Below are 23,261 nucleotides of genomic sequence, written 5' to 3'. Positions count from 1 at the left end.
CCGGCCGGCGGTAGCAGGGGCGCGCTGCCACAGTTGTCGCTGACCAGGTACTTCTGGTTGTACGAGCCCGGGTACGGCGCGAGCGACTGCCCGTTGATGGCGATGACCTGCCCCACCCCGTTGAGCAGCTGCTCGTAGTGGATGTGCGGGCCGGACGAGTTGCCCGTGCTGCCGGTCAGGCCGATGACCTGGCCCTGCGCCACGGGCGCGCCGTTGGGCACCGAGTACGCGCTGAGGTGGAAGTAGTACGTCTTCCAGCCGCCGCCGTGCTCGATGGCGATGTAGTCGCCGGCCCCGCTGGGCTGTGAGAAGCGGTAGGCGGTGCCCGCGGCGGAGGCGAGCACGGGCGTGCCGTTGGTGACGCCGCCGTCGGCGCGTACGAAGTCCAGGGCCTGGCGGACCTCGGCCGAGTGGTGGCTGTAGGTCCACCGCTGACCGCAGGGGAACGGGGCCTTGAACAGGGGTGCCGCCTGAGCGGCGGCCGGGGCGATGACGGTGATGCCGGTGGCGACCAGTACGGAAACCAGCAGGGTGCGCAGGACATGGCGGGCGCTGCGGCCCATGGCAACTCCTCTCGGCCGCGGGGGATGCGGCCGGATGGGGGGTCAGAGAAATCGATGTCCCGAGTCTCGTCACGGACCTCACGTGTGTCAATGCCAAGTGGACACGCCCCGAGTGTCACCGCACCGTGACGGAGCAGATTCCCGCGTATCAGCAGCAGTTCTCAGCGATCCACGATGGACGGCTCATTGACATCACTGAGGCGCACTGTCCAAACTGTTCGGCAATCGATTTCTATACTGCACGGAGGCAGCGATGCGTCGGGTGGCCATGACAGTGGGGGTGCTGCTGGCGACGTTCGGCGTCGCGGCTCCCGTGAGCGGGGCGCCTCCGGGGGTCCCCGCCCGGTCGGCGGCGGCCGTGGTGGTCGCGGCCGCCGCCGACCGGGGTCCCGTCGGCTGGGACGTCTACCGGCGGCTCGACGAGCTGCCGCTGCTCGCCGCGGGCACGCAGACCCGGCAGTTCTCCAGCTTCGGCCGGGACGGCTCCAACGACGACGGCTTCAGCGGGGCGTACTCGTGCCTGCGCCAGTCCGGCGGGTGCGTCATCGCCGAGGACCGCGGGCCTGGCGAGGTCCAGTCGATCTGGTTCACCCGCGACAGCGGCGACGTGTCCGCGACCGGCTGGATCCGGATCGAGCTGGACGGCGTGACCGTCGTCGACACGAACCTGCAGCACCTGGTCAACGGCGGGCTGGGCGCGCCGTTCAGCTACCCGCTGGTGACGAACGCCGACCAGACCTCGGGCGGCGTCACCGTCAAGGTGCCGATGCCGTACCGGCAGTCCATGCGGATCACCACGCAGTACAACCCGCTGTTCCACCACGTGAGCTACCGGAGGTTCGCCGACGCGACGGGGATCAGCACCTTCAATCCGGCCGACCGTGCCGACGACGTGATCGCACTGCTGCGCGCCGCGGGCACCCGCGACCCCAAGCCCGCCCAGCCCGGCGCGAGCACCACCGCGACCACGGTCACCGTGCCCGCCGGCGGATCGGCGACGCTGGCGAACCTGACCGGCCCGCGTGCCGTGTCGGCGCTGCGGCTGCGCATCCCGGACGGCAGCGCCACCGAGGCGGTGCTGAACGGGCTGCGGCTGCGGATCACCTTCGACGGGCGGCAGACCGTGGACTCCCCCGTCGGCGAGTTCTTCGGCTCCGGCCTCGGCGAGCGGCACGTGCGCTCGCTGATGTCGGCGATGGACACCGCGGCGGGCGGCTGGTACAGCTCGTGGTGGCCGATGCCGCTGCGCGGCTCCGCCACCATCACCCTGGCCAACACCACCGGCGGGACCGTGTCCGGGGTGCAGGCCGAGATCACTTCCACGCCCGGCAGCCAGTGGACGGACCGGCTCGCCGCGACCGGCACCGCCGGTTACTTCAGCACCCGGTCCCGGCGGGCCGAGGCGGTCCTCGGCAGCGACTGGATGGTGGCCGACCAGGCCGGGCGGGGCCGGTTCGTCGGCCTGACGCAGACCATGCGCGGCCACATCGCCGCCGGCAACACCCGCAACTACCTGGAGGGCGACGAGCGGGTGCACGTCGACGGCTCGCCCAGCCCTGCCTGGCACGGCACGGGCACCGAGGACTTCTACGAGTCCGGGTGGTACTTCAACCGGGGCGAGTACAGCGGCGTGTTCACCGGCAACCCCGGGCACCTGCGCCGCACCGCCACCTGCCCGGACGAGTGCGACACGGCATACCGGCTGACCATCGGTGACGCGATCAGCTGGAGCACCGCGCTGCGCTTCGGCATCGAGCACGGCCCGTCCGACAACGAGCCCGCCGAGTACGGCTCCACGGCGTTCCTCTACACCCAGCCCACGGTCGCGACCGCGCGGACCGACTCCGTGGTGGTCACCGACGCGGCGAGCCGCGCGGCGCACGCGTACACCGACAGCGGCACGCAGACCGCGCTGACCTCGGTCTTCGAGGGCGACGACGACCTCACGACGATCAGCGGCCAGGTCCGCGCGGGCAGCGGGCCGATCAGCTTCCGGGTCGCGGTCGACCCCGGCAACCAGGGGGTACGCCTGCGCCGCGTCGGCGACCAGCAGCAGCCCTACCAGCAGGCGGCGGTGACCGTGGACGGCGCGGCGGCGGGCACCTGGCTGCAGCCGCTCGGCAACGGCGCGCAGCGCTGGCTCGCCGACGAGTTCGCCCTGCCCACGGCGCTGACCGCGGGCAAGAGCAGCATCACGGTCACGCTCACCCCAGCGGCGGGCGCACCGTCCTGGAGCGCGTCCCGCTACACGGCGCTCAGCCTGGTCACGCCGTTCACCGACAGCTCGGCCCCGGCCGCGCCCACCGGCCTCCAGCTGACCGGCTCCCGGGTGCACTCGCTCGGCCTGGCCTGGACCGAGCCCAACGACAACGTCGGCGCGACGGCCTACCGGGTCTACGCGTCACAAAGCTCGGACGTGCCGGTCACCGCCGCCAACCTGCGCGCGACCGTGTCCGGCACCGGCTACCGGCACGGCCCGCTGCGCGCCGGGCAGACGTGGTACTACCGGGTGGTGGCGCTCGACGCGGCCGGCAACGTCGGCCCCGCCTCGGCCGTCGTGGGCGGCACGGCGCGCGGCCGCACCGTGTCCGACGTCAACGGCGACGGGCGCGACGACACGGTCGGCTTCACCCGGGGCACGCTCGCGGACGTGTACGCCACCGTCTCGGACGGCTCGCGGTTCGTGCCGAACAGCACGAAGTGGCACGACTTCTTCGCCGTGGACCAGGAACTGCCGCTGACCGGCGACTTCGACGGCGACGGCCGCGACGACATCGTCACCTTCACCCGCGGCACCACCGGCGACGTGTACGTGGCGCTGTCCACCGGCACCGCGTACGGGGCGGGCGTGAAGTGGCACGACTGGTTCGCGATCGGCACCGAGACCCCGGCCGTGGCCGACGTGAACGGCGACGGCCGCGACGACATCATCACGTTCACCCTGGGCAGCACCGGTGACGTGTACGTCGCCCTGTCCACCGGCACGGCGTTCGGTCCCGGCCAGAAGTGGCACGAGAACTTCGGGTTCGGCACCGAGCTGCCCGCCGTCGGCGACGTGGACGGCGACGGGCGCGACGACGTCGTCACGTTCACCCGGGGCAGCACCGCCGACGCGTTCGTGGCGCTGTCGGACGGGGCGCGGTTCGTACAGCACGCCTGGAAGTGGCACGACCAGGTGGCGGCCGGCACCGACCTGCCCACCCTGGGCGACGCGGACGGCGACGGCCGCGACGACGTCATCACGTTCAGCCGGGGCAGCACCGCCGACGTGTACGTGTACCGCTCGTCCGGCACCGCCTTCGGCACCCCGGTGAAGTGGCACGACAGCTTCGCCATCGGCACCGAGACGCCGGGCGTCGGCGACTTCGACGGCGACGGGCGGGCCGACGTCGTCACCTACACCGGTGGCAGCACCGCCGACGTGTTCGTGTCGCTGTCGGACGGCAGCCGGTACGTCCAGAACGGCTGGAAGTGGCACGACGGCTTCGCCCCCGGCACCGACCTCCCCCGGCCGGGCCTGCAGCCCTGACCTGGTTACGCAGCGGAATCTGAACTGGCGATCTTCTCTTGAGGCTCACCGTCACCGGTGAAATCGCAGCCAGGTCGCCGGCCGCGGACTCATACCCGCTCAGCCCGACGTCAGCAAGGAGCTCAGCATGGTCGACGTCTGGTAGGTACCGTGTCAGCAGGGTGCGGATCACCCGCGCCTTGGTCAGTGGATCCTCGAGTCGACGTGTGGCCCACTCCGTCAGGCCTCCATAGGGGTTTCGCTGGTCGAGTTCGTGCAGCCGCGGCGTTGCCGTGGGACTACCGTCGAGTCCCACGGTCTCCCAAAGAACGCTGTCGTTGCGTAGATACCAGAACGGGTACTCCGGCCTGACCCGCTCCGCAAGCGGCACGTACCGCTGCATCAAAGACCCGACGCTCGCCCGAAACTCCCGCCACTCGACCAAGCGAGTCTCACCCGCACTGACCCGACCAATAGCCCATAGCAGCGTTAACGGCTTGTGGGGTGCTGCCCCACCGGAGGAACGATCCACTGAAAGCTCATCGATCGCAGTCAGGATTTCGGCTCTGTCCAACTGCGCTTGCAATCTTTGCTCAAGTGGCGAGCTGGCCCAGGGCGTTCGACGCCGCACCCCCGGAATCGCGGGTCGACCCCTCTCGACCCAGGTTCTCCAAGACCTGGGGGCGTGCCGTTCGGTGGACTGCAGGGGCATGGTGGGATCCCGGCGATCGTCGATCCATCGCAGGTCAAGAGCATCGTCGTTGTCTGCGAGATCGAGTACGACCAAGTCGAGCCGCAAATTGGGGAAGCCCACTCCGGTCACGACATCGACCTGCTCGACTTCCTCCAGGTGCTGGATGACAGCAACCCCACAGAACTCCACATGGCCTTTGACCACGGGCCCTCGGTCGCCGGGCACCGTTGTCGATCGGAACAGGAGCAGCGGAGGTGCCTGACGACGCATCTCCATCGAACCCGACGAGTGCAGCTTCCATGCGTCCAGCAAGACCCGATTGCCTGTCGTAGCACCGATCATCCCGCCAGTACCTGGTTTGTGGTCCCCGAAGTAACTGACATGCCCGTTGTCGAAGTCGAACTTGTCGTGCCAGGGGTTGGTCTCGTGGCCTGCCTTCCAAGGGCTGGACCGGATGCCGATCACCGGCCTACGAGGCAGTCCCCCTGCCGAGATCACCGCAGCGGGATTGATGCCCTTCTCCAACATCAGCTTCGGGACATCGACATCCCCACTGGGAGTTGTCATGAAGTGGTAGTTGACGAACCCGTCCAGCTCCGGCTGTGTCCGGCTCGCACCCTGGGCGTATCGAAGCTTCTGGTGCATAGGGAGAAGTCGGGCCGTCATTCGATCAGCGTCACGCGACCGCGCTGGTGGCGCCATCCACCGCATGACTAAATGATCTCGGACCTACCGGACGATCCTCGTTCCTGAGCCTTCCGCGAGCGAGTGGCCTGTACGGCCGATGGCCATTGCTCGCACGACTAACCTGGATCCACCTAGAACTTCCCAGCGGTCAGCACATCGGCGGCCCGGTTGTTAGGCTGCGCGCCATGTTTGCGGACGATGTTGACGCCGAGCTGCGGCGGATGGCCGCCGACCCCGAGTTCCGGCATCGTGACGCGGCGCGGCACGCGTTGCGGTTCCGGGAGACAGGTGACGTCGCGGACCTGGTCGCGGTGGAGGACGATCCGCACGCGTGCGCGACCACCGAGATCCTGTTCGCCATGGCCGGCGCGAAACGGCGCTGGCTCAACTGGGTGCCGATGCCCACCGAGGCGATCTGCAACCTGGCGGACGCGGTCGGCGGCCGGCGCGCGTCGGGCGAGCAGCTCGAGATCACCGGCGCCGCCCTGTCCGCGGCGGAGCCGCCCAGCGCCGTGACGGCCGCCCAGCGCGTGGCGGGGCCGCTGGAGGTGCAGGTCGCCGACTTCCCGGCACCCGACATCCGGAGTCCGATCCGGATACCCGCCCGGTACGTGGTGTGGCGTTACGACGGCACCGCCCCGGCACCGGCCGTCCCCGCGCCCTCGGCCGACGCGATCCGGGTGCTGCACGAGGTCGCCGAAGAGCCGTGGCCGTCCCCGCTGTCGGGGTGGGTGCAGGCCAAGCCGTTCGGAGGGCTGCCGCTCGACGACCTGCTCGGGCTGCTCGCGCACCTGCCCGGCCCGCCGGACACGCTCCGCTGGCAGCACCTGGCGAAGTCCACCCCGACCTACTGGTACCGGCTGCTGCAGCCCTGGGTGTGCCTGGGCATCCTGCATCACGCCCCGGACGAGCCGTGGGCAGGCTCGACGCGGCGCACGGTCCTGGTGGACCTGGCCTTCGGCGTCGAGGACTGGGTGTCCGACGCGGCCCTGTTCGCGCTCGTCACCGCCGCGTACCGGGAGCCGGAACTGCGCGCGGAGGTGCGCGGGCTGGTCCGGGCACGGCTCGACGCGGCCGAGGCGTCGCCGCGGCTGGTCACCATCGAGGAGTCCCTCGCCCAGCTCCTGCTGGTCACCCCCGGCTGCACCGAGGACGACCGGGCGCTGGCCGCGGTGGTCCTGGCCCGTGCCGACCAGGCCGGCGACGAGCCGGAGCCACCCGCGAAGCGTCGCTGGTGGCAGCGTCGGCGGTAGTACTCCCCCTGCGCAGGCCGCAACTTCCGGGTTTCCAATGCAACCCGGAAGTTGCGGGCCGCGCAGGCATACACGCCCTGCGGGCTAGCGCACCATGCCCTGGTCGGCCAGCTCGGTGAGCCTCACCGTGCACAGACCGCCGCGCTCGCTGGTCACGTCGGTGACCTTGAGCTGGGTGCCGGGCGACAGCAGGAACTCCTCCTCGCCCGTGAACGCCGAGAACCGGCGGATGCCGACCGCCCGCGCCGGAGTCACCTCGAACAGGGTGCGCCTGCCGCTGCGTCCCATGAACGCCTCGGCCACGCTGAGCTTCGAGGTGCACGAGGACACGCCCCACCAGGTCACGGTCTCCCCCAGCGGGTACTGCGAGCGCAGGTCGAGGCGCACGCCGCGCCAGACCGGCTCGGTGCGGGCCGGCAGCTGCGACACGGCGGAAAAGAGCAGCCGCAGGTAGGGCAGGTACGGCACGATCCGGGTGCGGTCGGGGTGGCGCAGCGCGGCGTTGATCTGCCGGTAGAAGGCCGACTCGCAGGTGTAGAGGTAGAGCGCGGCGGCCTCGTCGGCGGACAGGCCGGTCCCCTCCGCGTGCTGGACGCCGAAGTCGTGGGAGCGCGTGACGTGCCAGCCCAGGCCCGACAGCACCTTCGCGGCAGGCGCCACGGCCTCGCGGAAGTCCAGCAGCGGGGTGTCGAACACGCCGGTGATCTCCGGGAGGGCCAGGCCCTCGTCCTTGACGCTCTCCAGGCGCTCCAGGTAGAGCTTGTGCAGCTCCATGGTGGAGGCGATGAACGCGCCCATCCGGTCGGCGGTGCCGGGCTCGGTCCCGCCGCCGCCGGTCGCGGACGCGCTCCAGCCCTTGGCGGGCAGCCAGTCGACCTCGTCGGCGCCGAGCGCCCGCAGCGCGGTGTTGACCAGGCCGAAGTGGTCGCCGTCGCAGAAGATGTCGCCCTGCGCGGCCGGGTTGGGGTGGTCGATGTGGCGGACCTCGACGCCGGGGTACTTCTTCTGCAGGCGTACCACGACGTTCTTCAGGTTGCGGGCGTGTGCCCCCCACCAGGCGAAGACGACGCCCCGGTCTTCCTCGTCGGCGTCCTGCTTGGCCTTCAGGATCTCCTCGACGATCTTCTCGACGGTCGGCTTCCAGAACCCGGTGTGCTGGTCGGTGCCCATCGCGTCGTCACTGCTGGCGGTGAGGGACGCGTTCAGCAGCAGCACACCCTGGGTGAGCATGGCCTGGAACCACTCGGGCGGCTGCACCGTGTCGTGCTTGCGCAGCAGGGCGCGGATGTCGGCGATCGGCGTCTTCTTGGGGATGCCGTGCTTCCACATCGCCGCGGCCTTGATGATGCAGCGGATGCTGATCACCTTGCCGAACTGGCTGTCGTCCCAGTTGTGGAAGGTGTTGTCGAACATGGCGATGCCGGTGGCGCTCTCCGGCCGCGGGTAGGGGTTCTGGCCGAAGACGACGACCTTCCACTTGTGCGGCGGGTTCGGCTTGAGCGCCTGGAACGTCAGCTCCCGCACCGGGACGACCTTCGAGCTGCGGCCCGGCCCGATGAAGGTGTGCGCCGCGGGCTGCGCCTCGATGACCGGCTTGAGCAGCGGCAGCCACGGCTCGCCGCCGCCCTGGAACAGCGCGGACAGCCCGAGCGGGTCGTTCGGGTCGGGTGTCGTCGGGGTGTCGCTCATCGTCGGCTCCGGGGGAAGTGGGCGGGGTGGGACCGCCGGTGGGATCAAGGCGGCGGCACCGTAGCACCGGGCGCGGACATTCGGCGGGCGGCGACCGTCCGATCCGAACTTTGTCGGCGGGTGTCGTTATGGTCTGCCCGCTCGACGACATCCCCTTCTCCCGACCGGAGTGCGCCATGACGACTGACCGTGTGACCTCGCCCCTCGCCGTGGTGCTGACCGATGTGAACGCGAAGGTGGTGCAGGCCTGGCGCTCGGCGTTCGCCGACACCCCCGAGGTGCGGATCGTGCAGGGCTCGATCCTGGACCAGCACGTCGACGCGTGGGTGAGCCCGACCAACTCGCACGGCCTGATGAGCGGCGGCGTCGACGCGGTCGTCAAGCGCCACCTCGGCGCCGGGATCCAGCTGCGGGTGCAGCGGGCGATCCGGGACGGGTTCGGCGGGTCGCTGCCGATCGGCAGCGCGGTGTGCGTGCCGTCGGGCGCGGCCAACCCGAGGTTCCTCATCTCGACGCCGACCATGACGCAGCAGGCGCAGAACGTCCGGGAGACCCTGAACACGGCGCTGGCCTGCGCCGCCGCCTTCCAGGCCGTGCACATGCAGAACGAGCGGGAGCCCGGCAGCATCGGCTCGATCGCGCTGGTCGGCATGGGCGCGGCGACCGGCAAGGTGCCGCCGCAGGTGTGCGCGAACCTGATGTGGGCCGGTTACATGCTGTTCCAGGACAGCTCGTTCGACAGCTACGACGAGCTGCGCACCACGGTCACCGAGCAGCTGCACGACATCGAGCGCCGCCCCGAGACCGAGCGGGTCCGCATCGCCCCGCCGGCCGCGCGCCGCCGCCGCTGACAGCCTGCGAGCCCGGCTCACAACTTCTGTGTTGTGGGTACAACACAGAAGTTGTGAGCCGCCGTGACAAGGCTGTCCGGCGTGTCCACATCGACTGCCGGAGCCCGCAGGTGGATCCTGTGCATGCCGCGTGACCTGCGGTAATTCACCTGCGCACCGAAAGAACCCGCCATGAGACCACTGCGTCTGCTCATCGCCCTCGCCTGCGCCGCGATCGCGGCCACCACCGGATCGGCCGCCGCCCACGCCGCGCCGCAGACCCCGCCGCCCTGCGTCACACCGGACGGCACCGACCTGAACCAGCTGTACGGGATCGAGCAGCGGATCGTCGGGCCGAGCACCTGCCGGGAGGTGCGCGCGGGCGAGCGCTGGGTGATGGTCGGGTCGCCGTGGATCACGGCCGCCGACGCCGCGGACGCCGTCTACCCGGACGGGTACGTGCCGCAGCTGCCCGATCCGATCGAGGACTTCAACGCGAAGTTCACCGGAGCGCGCTACGTGGTCGACGCCGGGACGCCGCACGAGCGTGTCGTCACCGCCGGCCGCGAGGTGCTGCTGACCGGCTTCGTCGGCGCCGACGGGCTGCCGTTCTCGGCGTTCCCGTCGCCGGTGCTCAAGCCGGTCCGGCCGGGCGAGCACACCTTCGCCGTCTACCTCACCCTGTCCGCGCAGCACTGCGACGGCCTGGGCACGGTCATCGAGGCGAACTGCATCCCGGCCGGGGAGTCGCAGTGGGTGCCCGACCTGCCGTTCCAGGCGGTGCCGAAGTATGGCGTACCGGTCCGGCCCTGACCGAGCCGAGCGGGTCCGCCCGGGCGGACCCGCTCGCACAGGTTGACGCTCCGGCCAGGTCAGGACGGCGGGATCGCCGCCCGCTGCGCGACCGGGGGCAGGCCGAACGGGCGGTGCGGCAGGGTCTGGTACCAGTACGCCGTCGAGCTGTAGTCGTCGGAGCGCTTGTTGGCGTGGCCGTGCTCGATGGTGACCCGGATCGACTCGGTGAACGTGATCGGATCCTCGACGTGGAAGCGGTAGAGCGAGATGTCGCCGCTCCAGTTCTCCCCGCCCGGCAGCGTGATGCCGTGGTACGGCGCGTGGTACTCCTGGGTCGGGCACCAGGCCGTGTTGAAGTAGTCCTCGGTGCCGGTGCCGTGCAGGCTGGGCGGGAACGGCTCGCCGTCGATGAAGATCATGTCGTCGCCCTCGCCGTACCAGTTCCAGTCGCTGGTCTGGCGCAGGTTGCGGATGTTGAGCACGCAGCCCACGTAGTGGCCCTTGCCGACCGCGTCGAGGATGACGTAGTTGCCGTCGCCGGTCAGGTTCTCGCCCTCGCACTGGAACTCGCGGTGGCTGGACGTGCCCTGCGCGATGCCGTCGGTGGGCCGCTCGCAGCGCCACTGCGCGTGGAAGTAGCCCAGCTCGGCGGTGATGTCGGCGGCGGCGCCGGGCTCGTACAGCTCGTAGTCCACGTAGTAGTAGAAGAAGACGGGCTGGTCGGTCAGCTCGCTGATCAGCTCGACCTTGGCCCGGGACGCGAACGGCATGTGGAACCAGCTGTTGAACGCCTTGCCGTCCTGCGGGCTCATCTGCAGCGGCGCCGAGACGAAGTTGCGGGTCTTGGCGTGGCCCATGCCGAAGAAGTCGCCCAGCGGCACCAGCACGCTGGGCGCGGCGGCGTCGTCCCAGGTGATGCGCAGCACGAGCCGGCGCAGGTAGTCGGTCTCGGTCTGGTCCGGCACGTCCCTGCCGGGCAGCGCCACGGTGCACCAGATGTGGTTGATCGAACCCGGGCCCTCGATGTCGGCGAGCACGGCGGTGGCGCCGGGCTGGACGGTCAGCCGGTCGTCGTTGCCGCCGGTGCGGTCCCAGCTGGAGGCGCGCCGGCGCCTGCTGTGGCGCAGCCGCGGCAGGTCGCGCAGGCTGGAGCCGAATCGCCCGTAGCTCATGACTTACTCCTCTTATATAGGGGTGCTATTTGAGGCCGGAGGTCTTGATGGCCTCGACCAGGCGGCGCTGGCCGGCCAGGAACGCGATGACGGTCGGGACGGCGGCGATGACGGTCGCGGCGAGCAGGTGGTTCCACGCCGAGCCGTACTGGCCCTGCAGGGTGGAGATGCCCACCTGGACCATGCGCAGGTCGGGGTCGCGGGTGGCGGTGACCGGCCACAGGAACGCGTTCCAGTTGGCCAGGAAGAACAGCACCGCCAGTGACGCCAGCGCGGGCCTGCTCAGCGGCAGTACGATGCGCCACCAGCGGTGGAAGTAGCCGCAGCCGTCCAGGTCCGCGGCCTCCTCCAGCTCGCGCGGCAGGTTGAGGTAGTACTGCCGGAGCAGGAAGATGCCGAAGGCGTGGAAGATCGCGGGCAGGATCAGCCCGGCGTACGTGTCCAGCAGCCCCAGCTCGCGCACGACCAGGAACAGCGGCACCAGGATCACCGGCAGCGAGACCAGCAGCGTGGACACGATGCCGTAGAAGAACACGGTGCGGCCGGGGAAGCGCAGCCGGGCGAGCGCGTACGCGGCCATCGAGTGCAGTATCAGGGCCACCCCGGTGACCACCAGCGACACCAGGGCGCTGTTGAACAGGTAGCGCCCGAACGGCACCTCGGTGAGCACGTACCGGATGTTGTCCAGGGTGAACCGGCTCGGCAGGCCGTTGCGGAACACCTCCTCGGCGGGTTTGAACACCGTCAGCACCAGCCACAGCAGCGGCGCGACGGTCAGCAGCGCGATCAGGTACGCCACCACGGCGCGCAGGCCGATCCGGCGGCGCGGGCCCCCGGCGGTGCGGGACTCACTCGGCATGGAAGCGGCCTCCCCGGGTCGCGGCGAACATCAGCCCGGTGGCCAGCACCAGGAAGCCGACCACGACGGTGGTCAGCGCCGCGGCGTAGCCGTAGTGGTTGAACGTGAACGCCTGCTGGTAGATGTAGTAGACGACGGTGGTGGTGTCGCCCGCCGGGCCGCCCTTGGTCAGCGCGAACACCAGGTCGAAGGCCTGCAGGCCGGTCACCGCGCCGATGGTGGCGTTGACCGCGACGAAGAAGCTGGTCGGCTTGAGCAGCGGCCAGGTGATGTGGCGGAAGCGCTGCCAGGACCCCGCCCCGTCGATCATCGCGGCGTCGGTGTACTCCCCCGGGATGTCCTTGAGCCCACCCAGGAAGATCAGCATCTGGTATCCCATCAGGAACCACACGCTGATGGCCACCAGCGTCCACCGCGCCAGCCCCGGCTCGCCGAGGAACGACACGTCGCCCAGGCCGAACGGCCGCAGCAGGCCGGGCACCGCGCCCTGCTTGTCGACCAGCAGGAACTGCCAGGCGACGCCGACCACGATGAGGCTGATGACGTGCGGGGCGAACAGCATGGTGCGCACCGCCCCGACCCCGGGGAAGTGGTCGCGCACCAGTAGCGCCAGGCCCAGCCCGGCCAGGAACACCAGCGGCACGAACAGCACCGTGTAGGTGCCGGTCACCCGCAGGCTCTGCCAGAACTGGGTGTCCTCGCCGAGCTGCGCGAAGTTGTCCAGCCCGACGAAGGTGTACCCGCCGAAGCCGTCCACCTCGAACAGGGAGACGCCCAGCGCCAGCACCATCGGCAGCGCGACGAAGACGAGCAGGCCGAGCGCGTCCGGGGCGAGGAAGGCGTACGCGGCCAGCGCCTCGCGGCGCCTGCGCTGCCCGGCCGCCCCTTTCGTGTGCTCCCGGGGCGCCGGGGCCGGCCGGGGCGGAGGCCCCGGCCGGCTCGTGCGGCCCGGTTGCGGTCGTTCTACGACTGTCACCGTGACTCCGCTTCTGGTTCGGAGGATCGAGACGCCGGAGGGCGCCGGTTCAGATGATCGGAGCGCCCTTGTACCCGGACAGGAAGGCGTCGATCTTCGCGGACGCCTCGGCGGCGGCCGTGGCGGGCACGGCACCGCCGAGCATGGTCGCCTGGATCGCGTCGGAGATCGCCTTGTAAACCTCGGGGGTGTAGCGCGGCTCGGCCCGCCCGCCGGGGGCGACCTGCTCCATGAACGTCTTCAGCGCCGGCTTCTCGAACGCCCCGGCCTTGGTCGCCGCCTCCTTGACCGACTTGCGCGAGGGCACGTTGGTCTTGACGACGGTGTTCCACTGCCGCATCCGCTCGACCCCGTCGGCGTCGGTCGAGCCGAGCGCCCAGGTGATGAACTTCGCCGCCGCCTCCGGGTTGGCGCCCTTGGCGTTGGCGCAGAACGCCCAGCCGCCCATGTCGGTGGTGTACGTGCCGCCGGTCGGCGTGGGCAGCGGGAAGACGCCGTACTTGAAGTCCTTGGCGTCGGTCTCCAGCTGGGAGATCGACCAGATGCCGGTCTGCTGCATGGCGCAGAAGCCCGACGCCAGGTTCGCCACGGCGTTGCCGGCGCCGTCGCCCTGCGGCTTCTTCGGGGAGATGCCGTTCTTGACCGCGCTCTGCCACAGGCCCAGCGCCTTGTGCACGGCGTCGTTGTCGAAACCGGACTTGCCGTCGGCCCCGACCGCGGCCGCGCCGCCCATCCACATGAACGGGTACCAGGTGAAGTTCTGGTAGTAGCCGGGCGCGGTCTCGAACAGCACGCCGAAGCGCTTGTCGCTGGTCAGCTTGCGGCCGACGTCGAGCAGCTGGTCCCAGGTCTTGGGCAGGTCGGCCTCGGACAGGCCGGCCTTCTCGTACGCGTCGACGCTGTAGTACATCGCCAGCGGCTCGATCTCCATCGGCAGGCCGTAGACCTTGCCGTCGACGGTGCGGGTGTCGAGCACCCCGTCGGCGAAGTCGGCCTGCGCGCCCGAGGCCAGGTGCGGCGTCAGGTCGGTGAGCACGCCGCCGTTGTAGTACCGCAGGAAGTCACCGGGGCTGATGATGAAGATGTCCGGCCCGGCGCCGGACGAGAACGCCGTCTGCAGCGCGGTGCCGCCCAGGTACTCCGACACGGGCAGGTAGTGCAGCTTGATCTTCACCTCGTTGTCGGCGTTCCACTTGTCCACGAGGTCGGTGAACCACTTGCTCTGCGCGTTGCCGTCCGGGTTGGGCCCGTAGAAGTTCCAGAACACCAGCTCCTTGGCGTTGCCGCCGCTGCCGGAGCCGGAGCCGCACGCGGTCAGCAGCGGGGTGGACCCGAGCAGGGCCGCCCCGAAGAGGCCGCCGGCCGCGCCGCGCAGCAGGGAGCGACGGCTGACGTCGGTCGGCCGGTAGTCGTGCGCCATCTTTAACGCCTCCTGTATGAGGGGGTGAGCTGCGGCGGTGACACGTGGGGACGGATCGTAACGCCGCAGGGGAATGCGTGGATCTCTTGGTACGCACCGTTACCGCGAGTGCGGTCAGGCACCACTCGCGGTGGCCGCCTCCGGTGCGGACGCCAGCGCGGCGGGATGCCGCGATGACCATGCGCCGCCCGGCCCGTAAAGCAGGCCGGTGATCTCTGCGCGGTCCGGCATGGCCGGTGCCGCGCCGTGGCGGGTGACCGCCAGCGCCCCCGCGGCGACGGCGAACTCCGCCGCGGTGAGCAGCCCGTCGCCGCCCGCGAGCCGGGCCGCGAGCGCGCCGCAGAAGGCGTCACCGGCCCCGACCGTGTCGACGACGTCCACGTCGTACGCGTTCAGCGCGTTGATGCGCCACCTGCCCCCGCCGGCCGGATCCTCCCGGTCGGCCACGATCACGCCGCGGCCGCCGAGCGTGACCACCACGCCCGCCCCGGCGTAGGCGCCGCGCAGCTTCATCGCCACGCCCAGCGCCGCGTCGCCCCGGCAGGACAGGCCGGTCAGCTGCTCGGCCTCGACCTCGTTGGGCACCAGCACGTCCACCAGCTCGGCGATCTCACCGGGCAGTTCGGCGTACGGGGCGGGGTTGAGCACGGTGACGACCCCGGCCGCGCGGGCCAGCCGCAGCGCCGCGACCACCGCGTCGACCGGCAGCTCCAGTTGCACCAGCAGGATGCGGCTGGACCGGATCACCCCGGCCGCGGCCTCGACGTCGGCGACGGTGACCGCGTCGTTGGCCCGGGGCACGATGATGATCGAGTTCGCCCCGGACGGCTCGACGACGGGCAGGCCGACGCCGGTGCCACGGGCTTCGTCGCGCCGCACGTGGCTCGCGTCGATGCCCTCCTGGGCGAGCATGAGCAGGAACTCCTCGCCGTAGCGGTCGGCGCCGAGCCGTCCGACCATGGCCACCCGCGCGCCGGACCGGGCGGCGGCCACGGCCTGGTTCAGGCCCTTGCCACCGAGCGCCTCGTAGAAGCCGAGACCGCGCAGCGTCTCGCCGGTGCCGGGCCGGCGCGGCGCCTGGGCGACCAGGTCCTTCATGAAGCTGCCCAGTACGCAGACGTCGAAGGCCTGGTTGTCGGCCGGGGTCATCGGTCCTCCTCGGGGGTGCCCAGCAGCCGGCGGCCGAGCGAACCGCCCGGGTGGAAGCCGGCGAAGTCGTGCGACGTGAAGCCGCGGCGCACCATCAGCGCCGAGGCGAGGGCGTCGCCCATGGCCAGCGTCGCGGTGGTGGACGCGGTCGGGGCGACGTTGAGCGGGTCCGCCTCGCGGTCGACGGTGACATCGAGGGTGTATCCGGCGAGGGCGGCCAGGGTGGACTTCGGCTGGCCGGTCAGCGCCACGACCTGGGTGCCGCGCGCCGCCACCATCCGCGCGAACGCGCACACCTCCGCGGTCTCGCCGGAGGCCGACATCGCGATGAGCAGGTCGGCCGGGGTGACCATGCCGGAGTCGCCGTGCAGCGCCTCGGCCGCGTGGACGAAGTGGGTGGGCGTGCCGGTGCTGGCCAGCGTCGCGGCGATCTTCCGGCCGATCAGGCCGGACTTGCCCAGGCCCGACACGATGACCCGGCCGCGGCAGGCCAGGATCGCCTCGACGACCGCGCCGAACTCGTCGCCGAGCCGCTCGACGAGAGCGGTGATCGCCTCCGCCTCGCGCAGCAGCGTCTCGCGCGCGGCGTCCATGCCGGGGTCGCGGGGTCTCGGCGGGCCTGCCGCCGGCTCCGGCGCCTGCTGGCCGTTGGCACCGGCCGAATGCGTCGTCACCATGGTCCCTTCGTCGGGTCGTTCCCACCTCGGCCCGGGGCCGTGCTGAGAAATCGATTTCCGGGAACCTAAGCCTCTGAATCGGAGTCTGTCAACTAGACAGATCGGACGATCGAGCAATCGATATCCGACGGTGACCTGCGCAAACGCGGGCACGCCGAGCAGGGCGGACACCCCCCGGGGCCCGCCCTGCCCGACGCGCGGTCTACGTCAGAACGCGGTCTCCCCCGGCAGGCCGAAGAAGTCGTTCCACTTGACCGCAGTGCCGAACGAGGAGCCGTTCGACAGCGCCGCGAACACGTCCGCCTCGCCGTCGCTGCTGAACGCGATGGCGTCGGCCCGGCCGTCGCCGTTCACGTCACCCAGGTACGGGAACTGCCCGAGCGGCGCGAACGCGTTGTGCCACAGTGCCGCCGCCCCGAACCCGCTGCCGGTGGACAGTGCCACGTACACGTCGTCGCTGCCCTGCACGAAGGCGACGATGTCGGCTCGGCCGTCGCCGTTGACGTCGCCGACCCGCGGCGTCTGGCCGCCCCAGGCGTAGGCGTCGTGCCACAGCAGCCCCGGGCCGAACCCGGCGCCGGTGGACAGGGCCACGTACACGTCTCCGGTGTTGCCCTGGGTGAAGGTGATGATGTCGTCGCGGCCGTCGCCGTTCACGTCGCCGACCGCGGGGAACTCCCCGGGCGGGGCGAAGAACTCGTGCCACTTCGCGGCGGCCCCGAACGAGGACCCGCTGGACAGCGAGACGAACACGTCGCCGTTGCCGTCCTGCACGAACGTCACGATGTCGTCGCGGCCGTCGCCGTTGAAGTCGCCGACACCGGGCGACTCGACGGCCGGGGCGAACCACTCGTGCCACTTGGTGCTGGCCCCGAGCCCGCCGCCGTTGGACAGCGCCACGTACACGTCGCCGAGCGTGCCGCGGGTGAAGGTGACCAGGTCGTCCTTGTTGTCGCCGTTGAAGTCGCCGGTCAGCGGCGTCTCGCCGGGCAGCGAGAACATGTCGTGCCACTTCACCCCGCCGTTGAAGGAGGAGCCGGTGGAGGCGCCCACGTACACGTCGGCCAGCGCGTTCTGGGTGAACACGACGGCGTCGTCCCTGCCGTCGCCGGTCAGGTCGGTGGACGATCCGGCCAGCGGCATGCCGGCGTAGCTGCCGAAGTAGACCTCCAGCTCGGCGATGGAGGTGAAGGTGCGGGTGCCGCCCGGCGCGCCGATGATCCGGATGCCGTCGCCGTCGACCGGGTCGAAGCCGAGCGTGTACGTCTTGTACGGCACGGCCGTGTTGTTGTACGGGTACAGCGGCGAGATCTTCAGGCCGCGCACGTCGGTCCACTGGTGGTTGCGGCGCACCTGCACCCGCAGGTTCGCGGCGAACCAGCCGCCGTCGGCGAAGCCCGCGCCCGAGGTGAACACGACCTTGTTCATGGCGTACCGGCGCGGCCAGGTGTAGCCCCACCAGCTCTCGGGCTTGCGCTCGTCATTCCAGTCGTCCTCGCTGACGTTGCGCACGTTGTCGTTGAGGAAGTGGGTGTTGCCGTAGTGGGCGACCCGCTCGACGGGCACCGTGCCGGGCTCGCGGGCCAGGTTGCGCGCCGGGTCGTAGCCGTTGGCCGCGCTGGTCGGCGTGTACGGCACCAGCGAGATCGGGCGCAGCGAGTAGGTGTAGACGGCCGTCCCGCCGCCGCCGCAGGGGCAGACGTTCGACTGCAGCCACGCCGAGCGCCCGTCGGCGCTGATGTACTTCGACGGCAGCGTGGTCGCGTAGCCGCCGTGCTTGCTGGTGGTCCACGGGTAGCCGCCGAAATCCTTGCTGACGAACGGCTTCCACGGGCCCCACGGGGTGGGCGACTCGTAGAACTCGAACGTGTACTCGGTCCACGAGGTGTAGAGGTAGCGGTTCAGCGGCTTGTTGTAGACCACGCCGCCCTGGCTGATCACGCTGAGGTTGCGCACCCGCCCGGCGGTGTACACGTCCGGGTAGATGCGCCGGTCGTCGTGCAGCACCGGGTAGCGGCTGGCGATGTTCGACGACCACAGCGGATTGCCCGAGCCGTCGAAGCCGGACACGAACTGCCAGGCCGAGCGCGTCTGGATCTGAGCGCGGGGCACCCGGGCCAGGAACACGTCCACCGGGTCCGGCACCCGGTTGGCGAACGAGTCGCGCCAGTTGTGGTCCAGGCCGTACGCGTACACGTAGCCGTCGATCGCGTTGGCGTAGTTCCTGCCGTAGTCCAGGAACATGATCGTGGTGAACGCGCCGCCGCCGAACATCGGCGCGGACCGGTTCCAGGTCCAGGTGCGGCCCTTGTCGTTGGAGCGGGCGATCGTCGCGGCGGGCGCGTCGTCGAAGTCCAGCGCCAGGTCCTGCACGGCGAGGTAGAGCGCGCCGTCGACACAGGCCATGCCGGTGGGCTTGCGGGTGTGGTTGGCCGTCCACACCTGGCCGACCTGGTCGCCCAGGGCGAGGGTGGTGCCCACCAGCGAGCCGGGCATGCCGGTCACCCGGTTGACGCCGATGTCGGAGAACGTGCCGCCGAAGCCCTTGCCGTCGCCGTGCGCGGTGTACACGTGGTCGTCGTCGGACCAGCAGTTGGCCCACAGGTCGCCGTCACCGTTGGCCTGGGTGGTGGCGCGCGAGCCGATCGAGGTGGTGGCGAAGAAGGTGCTCGCCGGCGGCGTGGACGCCGCGGGTACGAGCCGGGGCGCCTGCTCCGGACCGGACGGCGGTGTCACGGCCGCGGCGGCGGCCAGCAGCCCGGCTGCGAGCACGGCGGGCAGTAGTCGGTGAGGCAGGCGCATCGCATTCTCCCGGGGGACGGAGGAGCGCTCGTGTGTCGGTTGCCGACGGTCGGAGTCGCGGAGTGTGGCGCGAGCAATCGATTTCTTGACGCAAGCTACATCGACGGTTTTTCATCGTCAAGATGTGGCCGGACCCTGGCGAAAACTTTCAGACGCTTGGGAATCGATTTCTCCTGCTAGGCTCCGAGGCGCCCCCGCCACGGTCCGCCGCCGTCGCAGCCGCCGGAGGTGGGACCATCGGGGGCCACGTCAGACGCGGCGAAGGCGAGGACCCATGGCAACGATCTACGACGTGGCGCGGCAGGCGGGCGTGTCCGCCGCAACCGTGTCGCGCGTGGTCAACGGGCGCGCGAGCGTGGACGCCGCGCTCACCGCCCGGGTGCAGCAGGCCATGCGGGACCTCGACTACCGCCCCAACGCGCTGGCGCGCAACCTGCGCCGCCAGCGCACCAGCATCTGGGCCGTGATCATCTCCGACATCGGCAACCCGTTCTTCACGTCGATGGTGCGCGGCGTCGAGGACGTCGCGCAGGGCGCGGGCTACTCGGTGGTGCTGTGCAACAGCGACGAGGATCCGGCCAAGGAGGCCCGCTACGTCGCGGCCGCCCTCGCCGAGCAGATGGCCGGCGTGATCATCTCCTCCACCGGCAAGCCGGCCAACGTCAACCGCCTGATCGAGGCGGGCACGCCGGTGGTCGCCATCGACCGTGAGGTGCGCGGTGCGGCCGTGGACAGCGTGCTGGTCGACAACGAGCACGGCGCCGAGCTGGCGGTCGAGCAGCTGATCGCGGCCGGCTACCAGCGCATCGCCTGCATCAGCGGCCCGCGCCGGCTGCCCACCGCCCAGCAGCGCCAGCGCGGCTGGGCCAAGGCCCTGCGCGCGCACCGCCGCCCGGCCACCGACGACCTGGTCCGCTACGGCGACTTCCGCCAGGAGGGCGGCTACCAGGCGATGGCCGCGCTGCTGGACGAGGGCGAGCAGCCCGACGCGGTGTTCGTGGCGAACAACCTGATGACCGTCGGCGCGATGGAGTGCCTGGTCGACCGGGGCATCCCGGTGCCGGACCGGATGGGCGTGGTCGGGTTCGACGACATCCCGTGGGCGCACCTGGTGCGGCCGTCGCTGAGCACCGTCGTGCAGCCCACCTACGAGCTGGGCCGCACCGCCGCGCTGCTGCTGGCCGAGCGCATCGCCGAGCCGACCCGGCCCCCGTCGACGGTCACTCTGCGTACCGAGCTGAAGGTGCGGGAGAGCTCCGCCCGGTCCGCCGCGAGCTGACCCCGCGCGCATGCGTGTACGCGCGCGGTGCGCGCTTGATTGATCTACCTCGATGTAGATTCTTTACTTGACGACCCTCCACAGTGGTTGCTAATTTCGCGGGCACCCATTCACCGCCTACGATTCCGTGTCCGGCCGTACGCGTCGGCCCGCCGGAAAGTGACCACTGAACTGCTGGTCAGAGCCGGTTTCAGACAACCGGCGAGTCAAGTCTGCCCGCGATCCGCGGGCACTCCCCCATCCCCAGGAGCGGTCATGCGACGTCTGCTCGCGATGCTTTCTGCCCCCGTTCTGCTCACCTCCGCCCTCGTCTCCGTCGGCCTGGCCACCCCCGCCCACGCCGCCTGCACGTCCATCCCGTCCACCGCCGACCCGAACGTGACGCTGACCGTCTACCGGGTCGGCAAGTCACTCAACGTGAACGACAAGGTGATGCTCTCCGGCTTCGAGGCCGGCTGGGTCGAGTCGCGCATGAACAACCTGCCGTGCGGCGACAAGAGCAGCCTCGGCGTGTTCCAGCAGCGCTGGGACTACGGCTGGGGCACCCCGGAGCAGATCATGGATCCGGTCTACGCCTCGATCCAGTACTTCAGCCGGGCGATCACCTGCGACCGGAACAACCCGTCCTACTCCCCCGGCCAGGTCGCCCAGTGCGTGCAGCGCTCCGGCTTCCCCGACCGATACGACCAGGTCGCCGGAACCGCCAACAGCCTGCTGGCGAGCGCGCGGCGCGTCTTCGACATCCACGCCGGGTCGCCGACCGACTTCACCGGTGACGGCAGGGACGACGTCGTCGTGTTCAACCAGGGCACCCTGGCCGACGTGTACGTCGCCGCCTCCACCGGCAGCGCCTTCGCGGGCACCTCGGTGAAGTGGAACGAGTTCTTCTCGGTCGGCGGCGAGACCCCGCTGACCGGCGACGTCAACGGCGACGGGCGCGACGACGTCATCACCTTCACCCACGGCTCGAACAACAGCGGCGGCAGCGCCGACGTGTACGTGGCCCTGTCCACCGGCACCGGCTTCACCGGCGGCGCCAAGTGGCACGACTGGTTCGCGCCCGGCGCGGAGATCGCCGCGGTCGGCGACGTCAACGGCGACGGCCGCGACGACATCATCACCTTCACCCACGACGGCCGCGGCGACGTCTACGTCGCCCTGTCCACCGGCAGCAGCTTCGGTGCGGGCGTGAAGTGGCACGAGTACTTCTCCATCGCGGGCGAGTACCCGGCCGTGGCCGACGTCAACGGCGACGGCCGCGCCGACCTGATCACGTTCACCCAGGGCCCGGCCACCGCGGCGGACGTGATCGTGGCACTGTCCACGGGCTCGTCGTTCGGGGCAAGCCAGAAATGGCACGACCTGTTCGCCGTCGGCGGCGAGCTGCCGCGCGTCGGCGACGTCAACGGCGACGGCAAGGCCGACATCGTCACGTTCACCTGCAACGCCGACGCCGACGTGTACGCCGCGTTGTCCAACGGCAGCGGCTTCGTCGGCACCACGGTCAAGTGGAACGACTTCTTCTGCCTCGGCGGGGAGTTCCCGTACCTGGCCGATGTGAACGGCGACGGCAGGGACGACGCCGTGGTCTTCACCAAGGGCGCCACCAACGACGTGTACGTCGGCCTGTCCACCGGCAGCGGCTTCGCCGGCGGCGTGAAGTGGCACGACTTCTTCGGTCTCAACGGCGAGACCACGCTGTGACCTCACCCGCGCACACCCCTCGCGTACTGGAGGAATCCGTGAAACCCCTGTCCCCACGGCGCGGCCGGGCGGCGACCCTGCTCGGCGCCGCGCTCAGCGGCGCGCTGCTGCTCGCCGTCGCCCCCGCGGCGGCGTCCGGCGCGCCCGCCCCCGCCACCGGCCTGGACGCGGCCTTCGCCGCCGCGGCGAAGACCTACCAGGTGCCGCGTGACCTGCTGGTCGCGGTCGGCTACGGCGAAACCCGGCTGATCGACCACGACGGGCTGCCCAGCCAGGACAACGGCTACGGCGTCATGCACCTGGCCGACAACTCCCGCAACCGCAGCCTGCCGCTCGCCGCGCAGCTCACCGGCCTCGACGCGGCGGCGCTCAAGAACGACGCCGCGGCCAACGTGCGGGGTGCGGCGGCGGTGCTGCGCTCGTACGCCGACCGGCAGGGCCTCACCCGCGCGGACCGCGGCCGGATCGCGGCCTGGTATCCGGTGGTCGCGGCCTACGCGGGCGCGAGCAGCGACGCCACCGCGCGGCTGTCCGCCGACCACGTGTACGAGGTGCTCCAGCACGGCCTCGTCGCGCGCACCGACACCGGCGTCGTGTCGGTGGCCGCCAGCCGGGTGCGGCCGGAGCTGGGCCGCTTCGCCAAGGTGCAGACCGCCGGGGAGGTGTCCACGGCCGCGCCGCAGGGCGTGGTCGCGGCCGCCGTGCCGGTGCCGCAGTACCCGGGCGCGCGCTGGATCGCCGCCGCGGGCGGCAACTACGGCGCGGGCCGCTCGGCGGCGATCACCACGATCGTCATCCACGTGACCCAGGGCTCGTACGCGGGCACCATCAGCTGGTTCCAGAACCCGTCGGCGGGCGTCAGCGCGCACTACGTGGTGAAGTCCAGCAACGGCGAGGTCACCCAGATGGTGCGCGACGAGGACACCGCCTACCACGCCCGCTCGGCGAACCCGTACGCGCTCGGCATCGAGCACGAGGGCTTCGTGGACAACCCGGCCTGGTTCACCGACGCGATGTACCGCTCGTCGGCGAACCTGTCGCGCCACCTGGCCAACAAGTGGGGCATCCCGAAGACCCGCAGCTTCATCAAGGGCCACAACGAGATGCCGGGCAACGACCACACCGACCCGGGTCCGCACTGGAACTGGAACTACTACATGTCGCTGGTCAACTCCGGCGGCGGGGGCGGGCAGTACCTGGCGGG

The 23,261-nt window shown here is 70.8% G+C and carries 16 protein-coding genes and 1 pseudogene; 7 read left to right on the top strand and 10 right to left on the bottom strand.

All coding sequences use genetic code 11. The features are described 5' to 3' along the window. Positions 1-563, bottom strand: a 563-nt coding sequence (locus Cba03nite_RS38295; RefSeq protein ID WP_203757267.1) for a M23 family metallopeptidase, incomplete at its 3' end; no start/stop codon positions are given. 253 nt (positions 564-816) lie between these two features. On the opposite strand from Cba03nite_RS38295, the gene Cba03nite_RS38290 reads away from it, so the two are divergent. Further along, positions 817-4,092: a glycoside hydrolase family 172 protein gene (locus Cba03nite_RS38290; protein ID WP_203757266.1), complete on the top strand. Its 3,276-nt coding sequence runs from the start codon at positions 817-819 to the stop codon at positions 4,090-4,092. A 106-nt stretch (positions 4,093-4,198) separates the two neighbouring features. On the opposite strand, the pseudogene Cba03nite_RS40740 reads toward Cba03nite_RS38290, so the two are convergent. After that, positions 4,199-5,293 (bottom strand): annotated as a pseudogene (locus Cba03nite_RS40740) (phosphorothioated DNA-binding restriction endonuclease family protein); the annotation flags it as partial. 344 nt (positions 5,294-5,637) lie between these two features. On the opposite strand from Cba03nite_RS40740, the gene Cba03nite_RS38285 reads away from it, so the two are divergent. Continuing rightward, positions 5,638-6,705, top strand: a complete 1,068-nt coding sequence (locus Cba03nite_RS38285; protein WP_203757265.1) for a hypothetical protein — start codon at positions 5,638-5,640, stop codon at positions 6,703-6,705. An 84-nt stretch (positions 6,706-6,789) separates the two neighbouring features. On the opposite strand, the gene Cba03nite_RS38280 is transcribed toward Cba03nite_RS38285, so the two are convergent. Continuing rightward, a complete protein-coding gene (locus Cba03nite_RS38280; RefSeq protein WP_203757263.1) occupies positions 6,790-8,394 on the bottom strand; it encodes an ADP-ribosyltransferase domain-containing protein in 1,605 nt (534 codons plus the stop codon). 176 nt (positions 8,395-8,570) lie between these two features. Between Cba03nite_RS38280 and Cba03nite_RS38275 the strand changes: the two genes are divergently transcribed. After that, positions 8,571-9,245, top strand: coding sequence for a macro domain-containing protein (locus Cba03nite_RS38275; protein WP_203757261.1), 675 nt, complete (start codon positions 8,571-8,573; stop codon positions 9,243-9,245). A 171-nt stretch (positions 9,246-9,416) separates the two neighbouring features. After that, on the top strand, positions 9,417-10,037 hold the full coding sequence (locus tag Cba03nite_RS38270; RefSeq protein ID WP_203757259.1) for a hypothetical protein: 621 nt from the start codon (positions 9,417-9,419) through the stop codon (positions 10,035-10,037). Between the two features lie 59 nt (positions 10,038-10,096). Here Cba03nite_RS38270 and Cba03nite_RS38265 read toward each other — a convergent pair whose 3' ends face one another. From Cba03nite_RS38265 to Cba03nite_RS38235, 7 genes are all read right to left on the bottom strand, one after another. After that, positions 10,097-11,191 carry a glycoside hydrolase family 172 protein gene (locus Cba03nite_RS38265; protein WP_203757257.1) on the bottom strand — a complete coding sequence of 365 codons (1,095 nt, stop codon included), beginning with the start codon at positions 11,189-11,191 and terminating at the stop codon, positions 10,097-10,099. A 25-nt stretch (positions 11,192-11,216) separates the two neighbouring features. Beyond that, the gene (locus tag Cba03nite_RS38260) at positions 11,217-12,050 is read right to left on the bottom strand and encodes a carbohydrate ABC transporter permease (RefSeq protein WP_203757255.1); all 834 of its coding nucleotides are present in this window, start codon (positions 12,048-12,050) and stop codon (positions 11,217-11,219) included. Further along, positions 12,040-13,026 carry a carbohydrate ABC transporter permease gene (locus Cba03nite_RS38255; protein WP_203757253.1) on the bottom strand — a complete coding sequence of 329 codons (987 nt, stop codon included), beginning with the start codon at positions 13,024-13,026 and terminating at the stop codon, positions 12,040-12,042. The genes Cba03nite_RS38260 and Cba03nite_RS38255 overlap by 11 nt, the downstream gene beginning before the upstream one ends. A gap of 49 nt (positions 13,027-13,075) precedes the next feature. After that, positions 13,076-14,446: an ABC transporter substrate-binding protein gene (locus Cba03nite_RS38250; protein WP_203757250.1), complete on the bottom strand. Its 1,371-nt coding sequence runs from the start codon at positions 14,444-14,446 to the stop codon at positions 13,076-13,078. Positions 14,447-14,560: 114 nt separating this feature from the next. Continuing rightward, positions 14,561-15,595, bottom strand: a complete 1,035-nt coding sequence (locus Cba03nite_RS38245; protein WP_203757248.1) for a ribokinase — start codon at positions 15,593-15,595, stop codon at positions 14,561-14,563. Next, positions 15,592-16,272 carry a KpsF/GutQ family sugar-phosphate isomerase gene (locus tag Cba03nite_RS38240; RefSeq protein WP_239126335.1) on the bottom strand — a complete coding sequence of 227 codons (681 nt, stop codon included), beginning with the start codon at positions 16,270-16,272 and terminating at the stop codon, positions 15,592-15,594. The genes Cba03nite_RS38245 and Cba03nite_RS38240 overlap by 4 nt, the downstream gene beginning before the upstream one ends. Positions 16,273-16,479: 207 nt before the next feature. Then, complete coding sequence (locus Cba03nite_RS38235) at positions 16,480-19,074, bottom strand: FG-GAP-like repeat-containing protein (RefSeq protein WP_239126334.1); 2,595 nt, start codon at positions 19,072-19,074, stop codon at positions 16,480-16,482. A gap of 274 nt (positions 19,075-19,348) precedes the next feature. On the opposite strand from Cba03nite_RS38235, the gene Cba03nite_RS38230 reads away from it, so the two are divergent. The 3 genes from Cba03nite_RS38230 to Cba03nite_RS38220 form a co-directional block, all read left to right on the top strand. Then, positions 19,349-20,353 (top strand): LacI family DNA-binding transcriptional regulator, encoded by a 1,005-nt coding sequence (locus Cba03nite_RS38230; RefSeq protein WP_203757246.1) that lies wholly within the window; start codon positions 19,349-19,351, stop codon positions 20,351-20,353. 255 nt (positions 20,354-20,608) lie between these two features. Further along, positions 20,609-22,057 carry an FG-GAP repeat domain-containing protein gene (locus Cba03nite_RS38225; RefSeq protein WP_203757245.1) on the top strand — a complete coding sequence of 483 codons (1,449 nt, stop codon included), beginning with the start codon at positions 20,609-20,611 and terminating at the stop codon, positions 22,055-22,057. 38 nt (positions 22,058-22,095) lie between these two features. Further along, positions 22,096-23,261: N-acetylmuramoyl-L-alanine amidase (locus Cba03nite_RS38220; protein WP_203757244.1), on the top strand; the 1,166-nt coding region annotated here is incomplete at its 3' end.

This window comes from Catellatospora bangladeshensis (genome assembly GCF_016862575.1).
Lineage (GTDB): Bacteria > Actinomycetota > Actinomycetes > Mycobacteriales > Micromonosporaceae > Catellatospora > Catellatospora bangladeshensis.
Note: the sequence above shows the minus strand (reverse complement) of the source record. Positions and strands in the feature narration are given on the sequence as shown.

Coding starts and splice junctions, on each gene's coding strand:
- Cba03nite_RS38290 (WP_203757266.1), top strand. CDS start 817: ATGCGTCGGGTGGCCATGACAGTGGGGGTGCTGCTGGCGACGTTCGGC.
- Cba03nite_RS38285 (WP_203757265.1), top strand. CDS start 5,638: ATGTTTGCGGACGATGTTGACGCCGAGCTGCGGCGGATGGCCGCCGAC.
- Cba03nite_RS38280 (WP_203757263.1), bottom strand. CDS start 8,394: ATGAGCGACACCCCGACGACACCCGACCCGAACGACCCGCTCGGGCTG.
- Cba03nite_RS38275 (WP_203757261.1), top strand. CDS start 8,571: ATGACGACTGACCGTGTGACCTCGCCCCTCGCCGTGGTGCTGACCGAT.
- Cba03nite_RS38270 (WP_203757259.1), top strand. CDS start 9,417: ATGAGACCACTGCGTCTGCTCATCGCCCTCGCCTGCGCCGCGATCGCG.
- Cba03nite_RS38265 (WP_203757257.1), bottom strand. CDS start 11,191: ATGAGCTACGGGCGATTCGGCTCCAGCCTGCGCGACCTGCCGCGGCTG.
- Cba03nite_RS38260 (WP_203757255.1), bottom strand. CDS start 12,050: ATGCCGAGTGAGTCCCGCACCGCCGGGGGCCCGCGCCGCCGGATCGGC.
- Cba03nite_RS38250 (WP_203757250.1), bottom strand. CDS start 14,446: ATGGCGCACGACTACCGGCCGACCGACGTCAGCCGTCGCTCCCTGCTG.
- Cba03nite_RS38245 (WP_203757248.1), bottom strand. CDS start 15,595: ATGACCCCGGCCGACAACCAGGCCTTCGACGTCTGCGTACTGGGCAGC.
- Cba03nite_RS38240 (WP_239126335.1), bottom strand. CDS start 16,272: ATGGTGACGACGCATTCGGCCGGTGCCAACGGCCAGCAGGCGCCGGAG.
- Cba03nite_RS38235 (WP_239126334.1), bottom strand. CDS start 19,074: ATGCGCCTGCCTCACCGACTACTGCCCGCCGTGCTCGCAGCCGGGCTG.
- Cba03nite_RS38230 (WP_203757246.1), top strand. CDS start 19,349: ATGGCAACGATCTACGACGTGGCGCGGCAGGCGGGCGTGTCCGCCGCA.
- Cba03nite_RS38225 (WP_203757245.1), top strand. CDS start 20,609: ATGCGACGTCTGCTCGCGATGCTTTCTGCCCCCGTTCTGCTCACCTCC.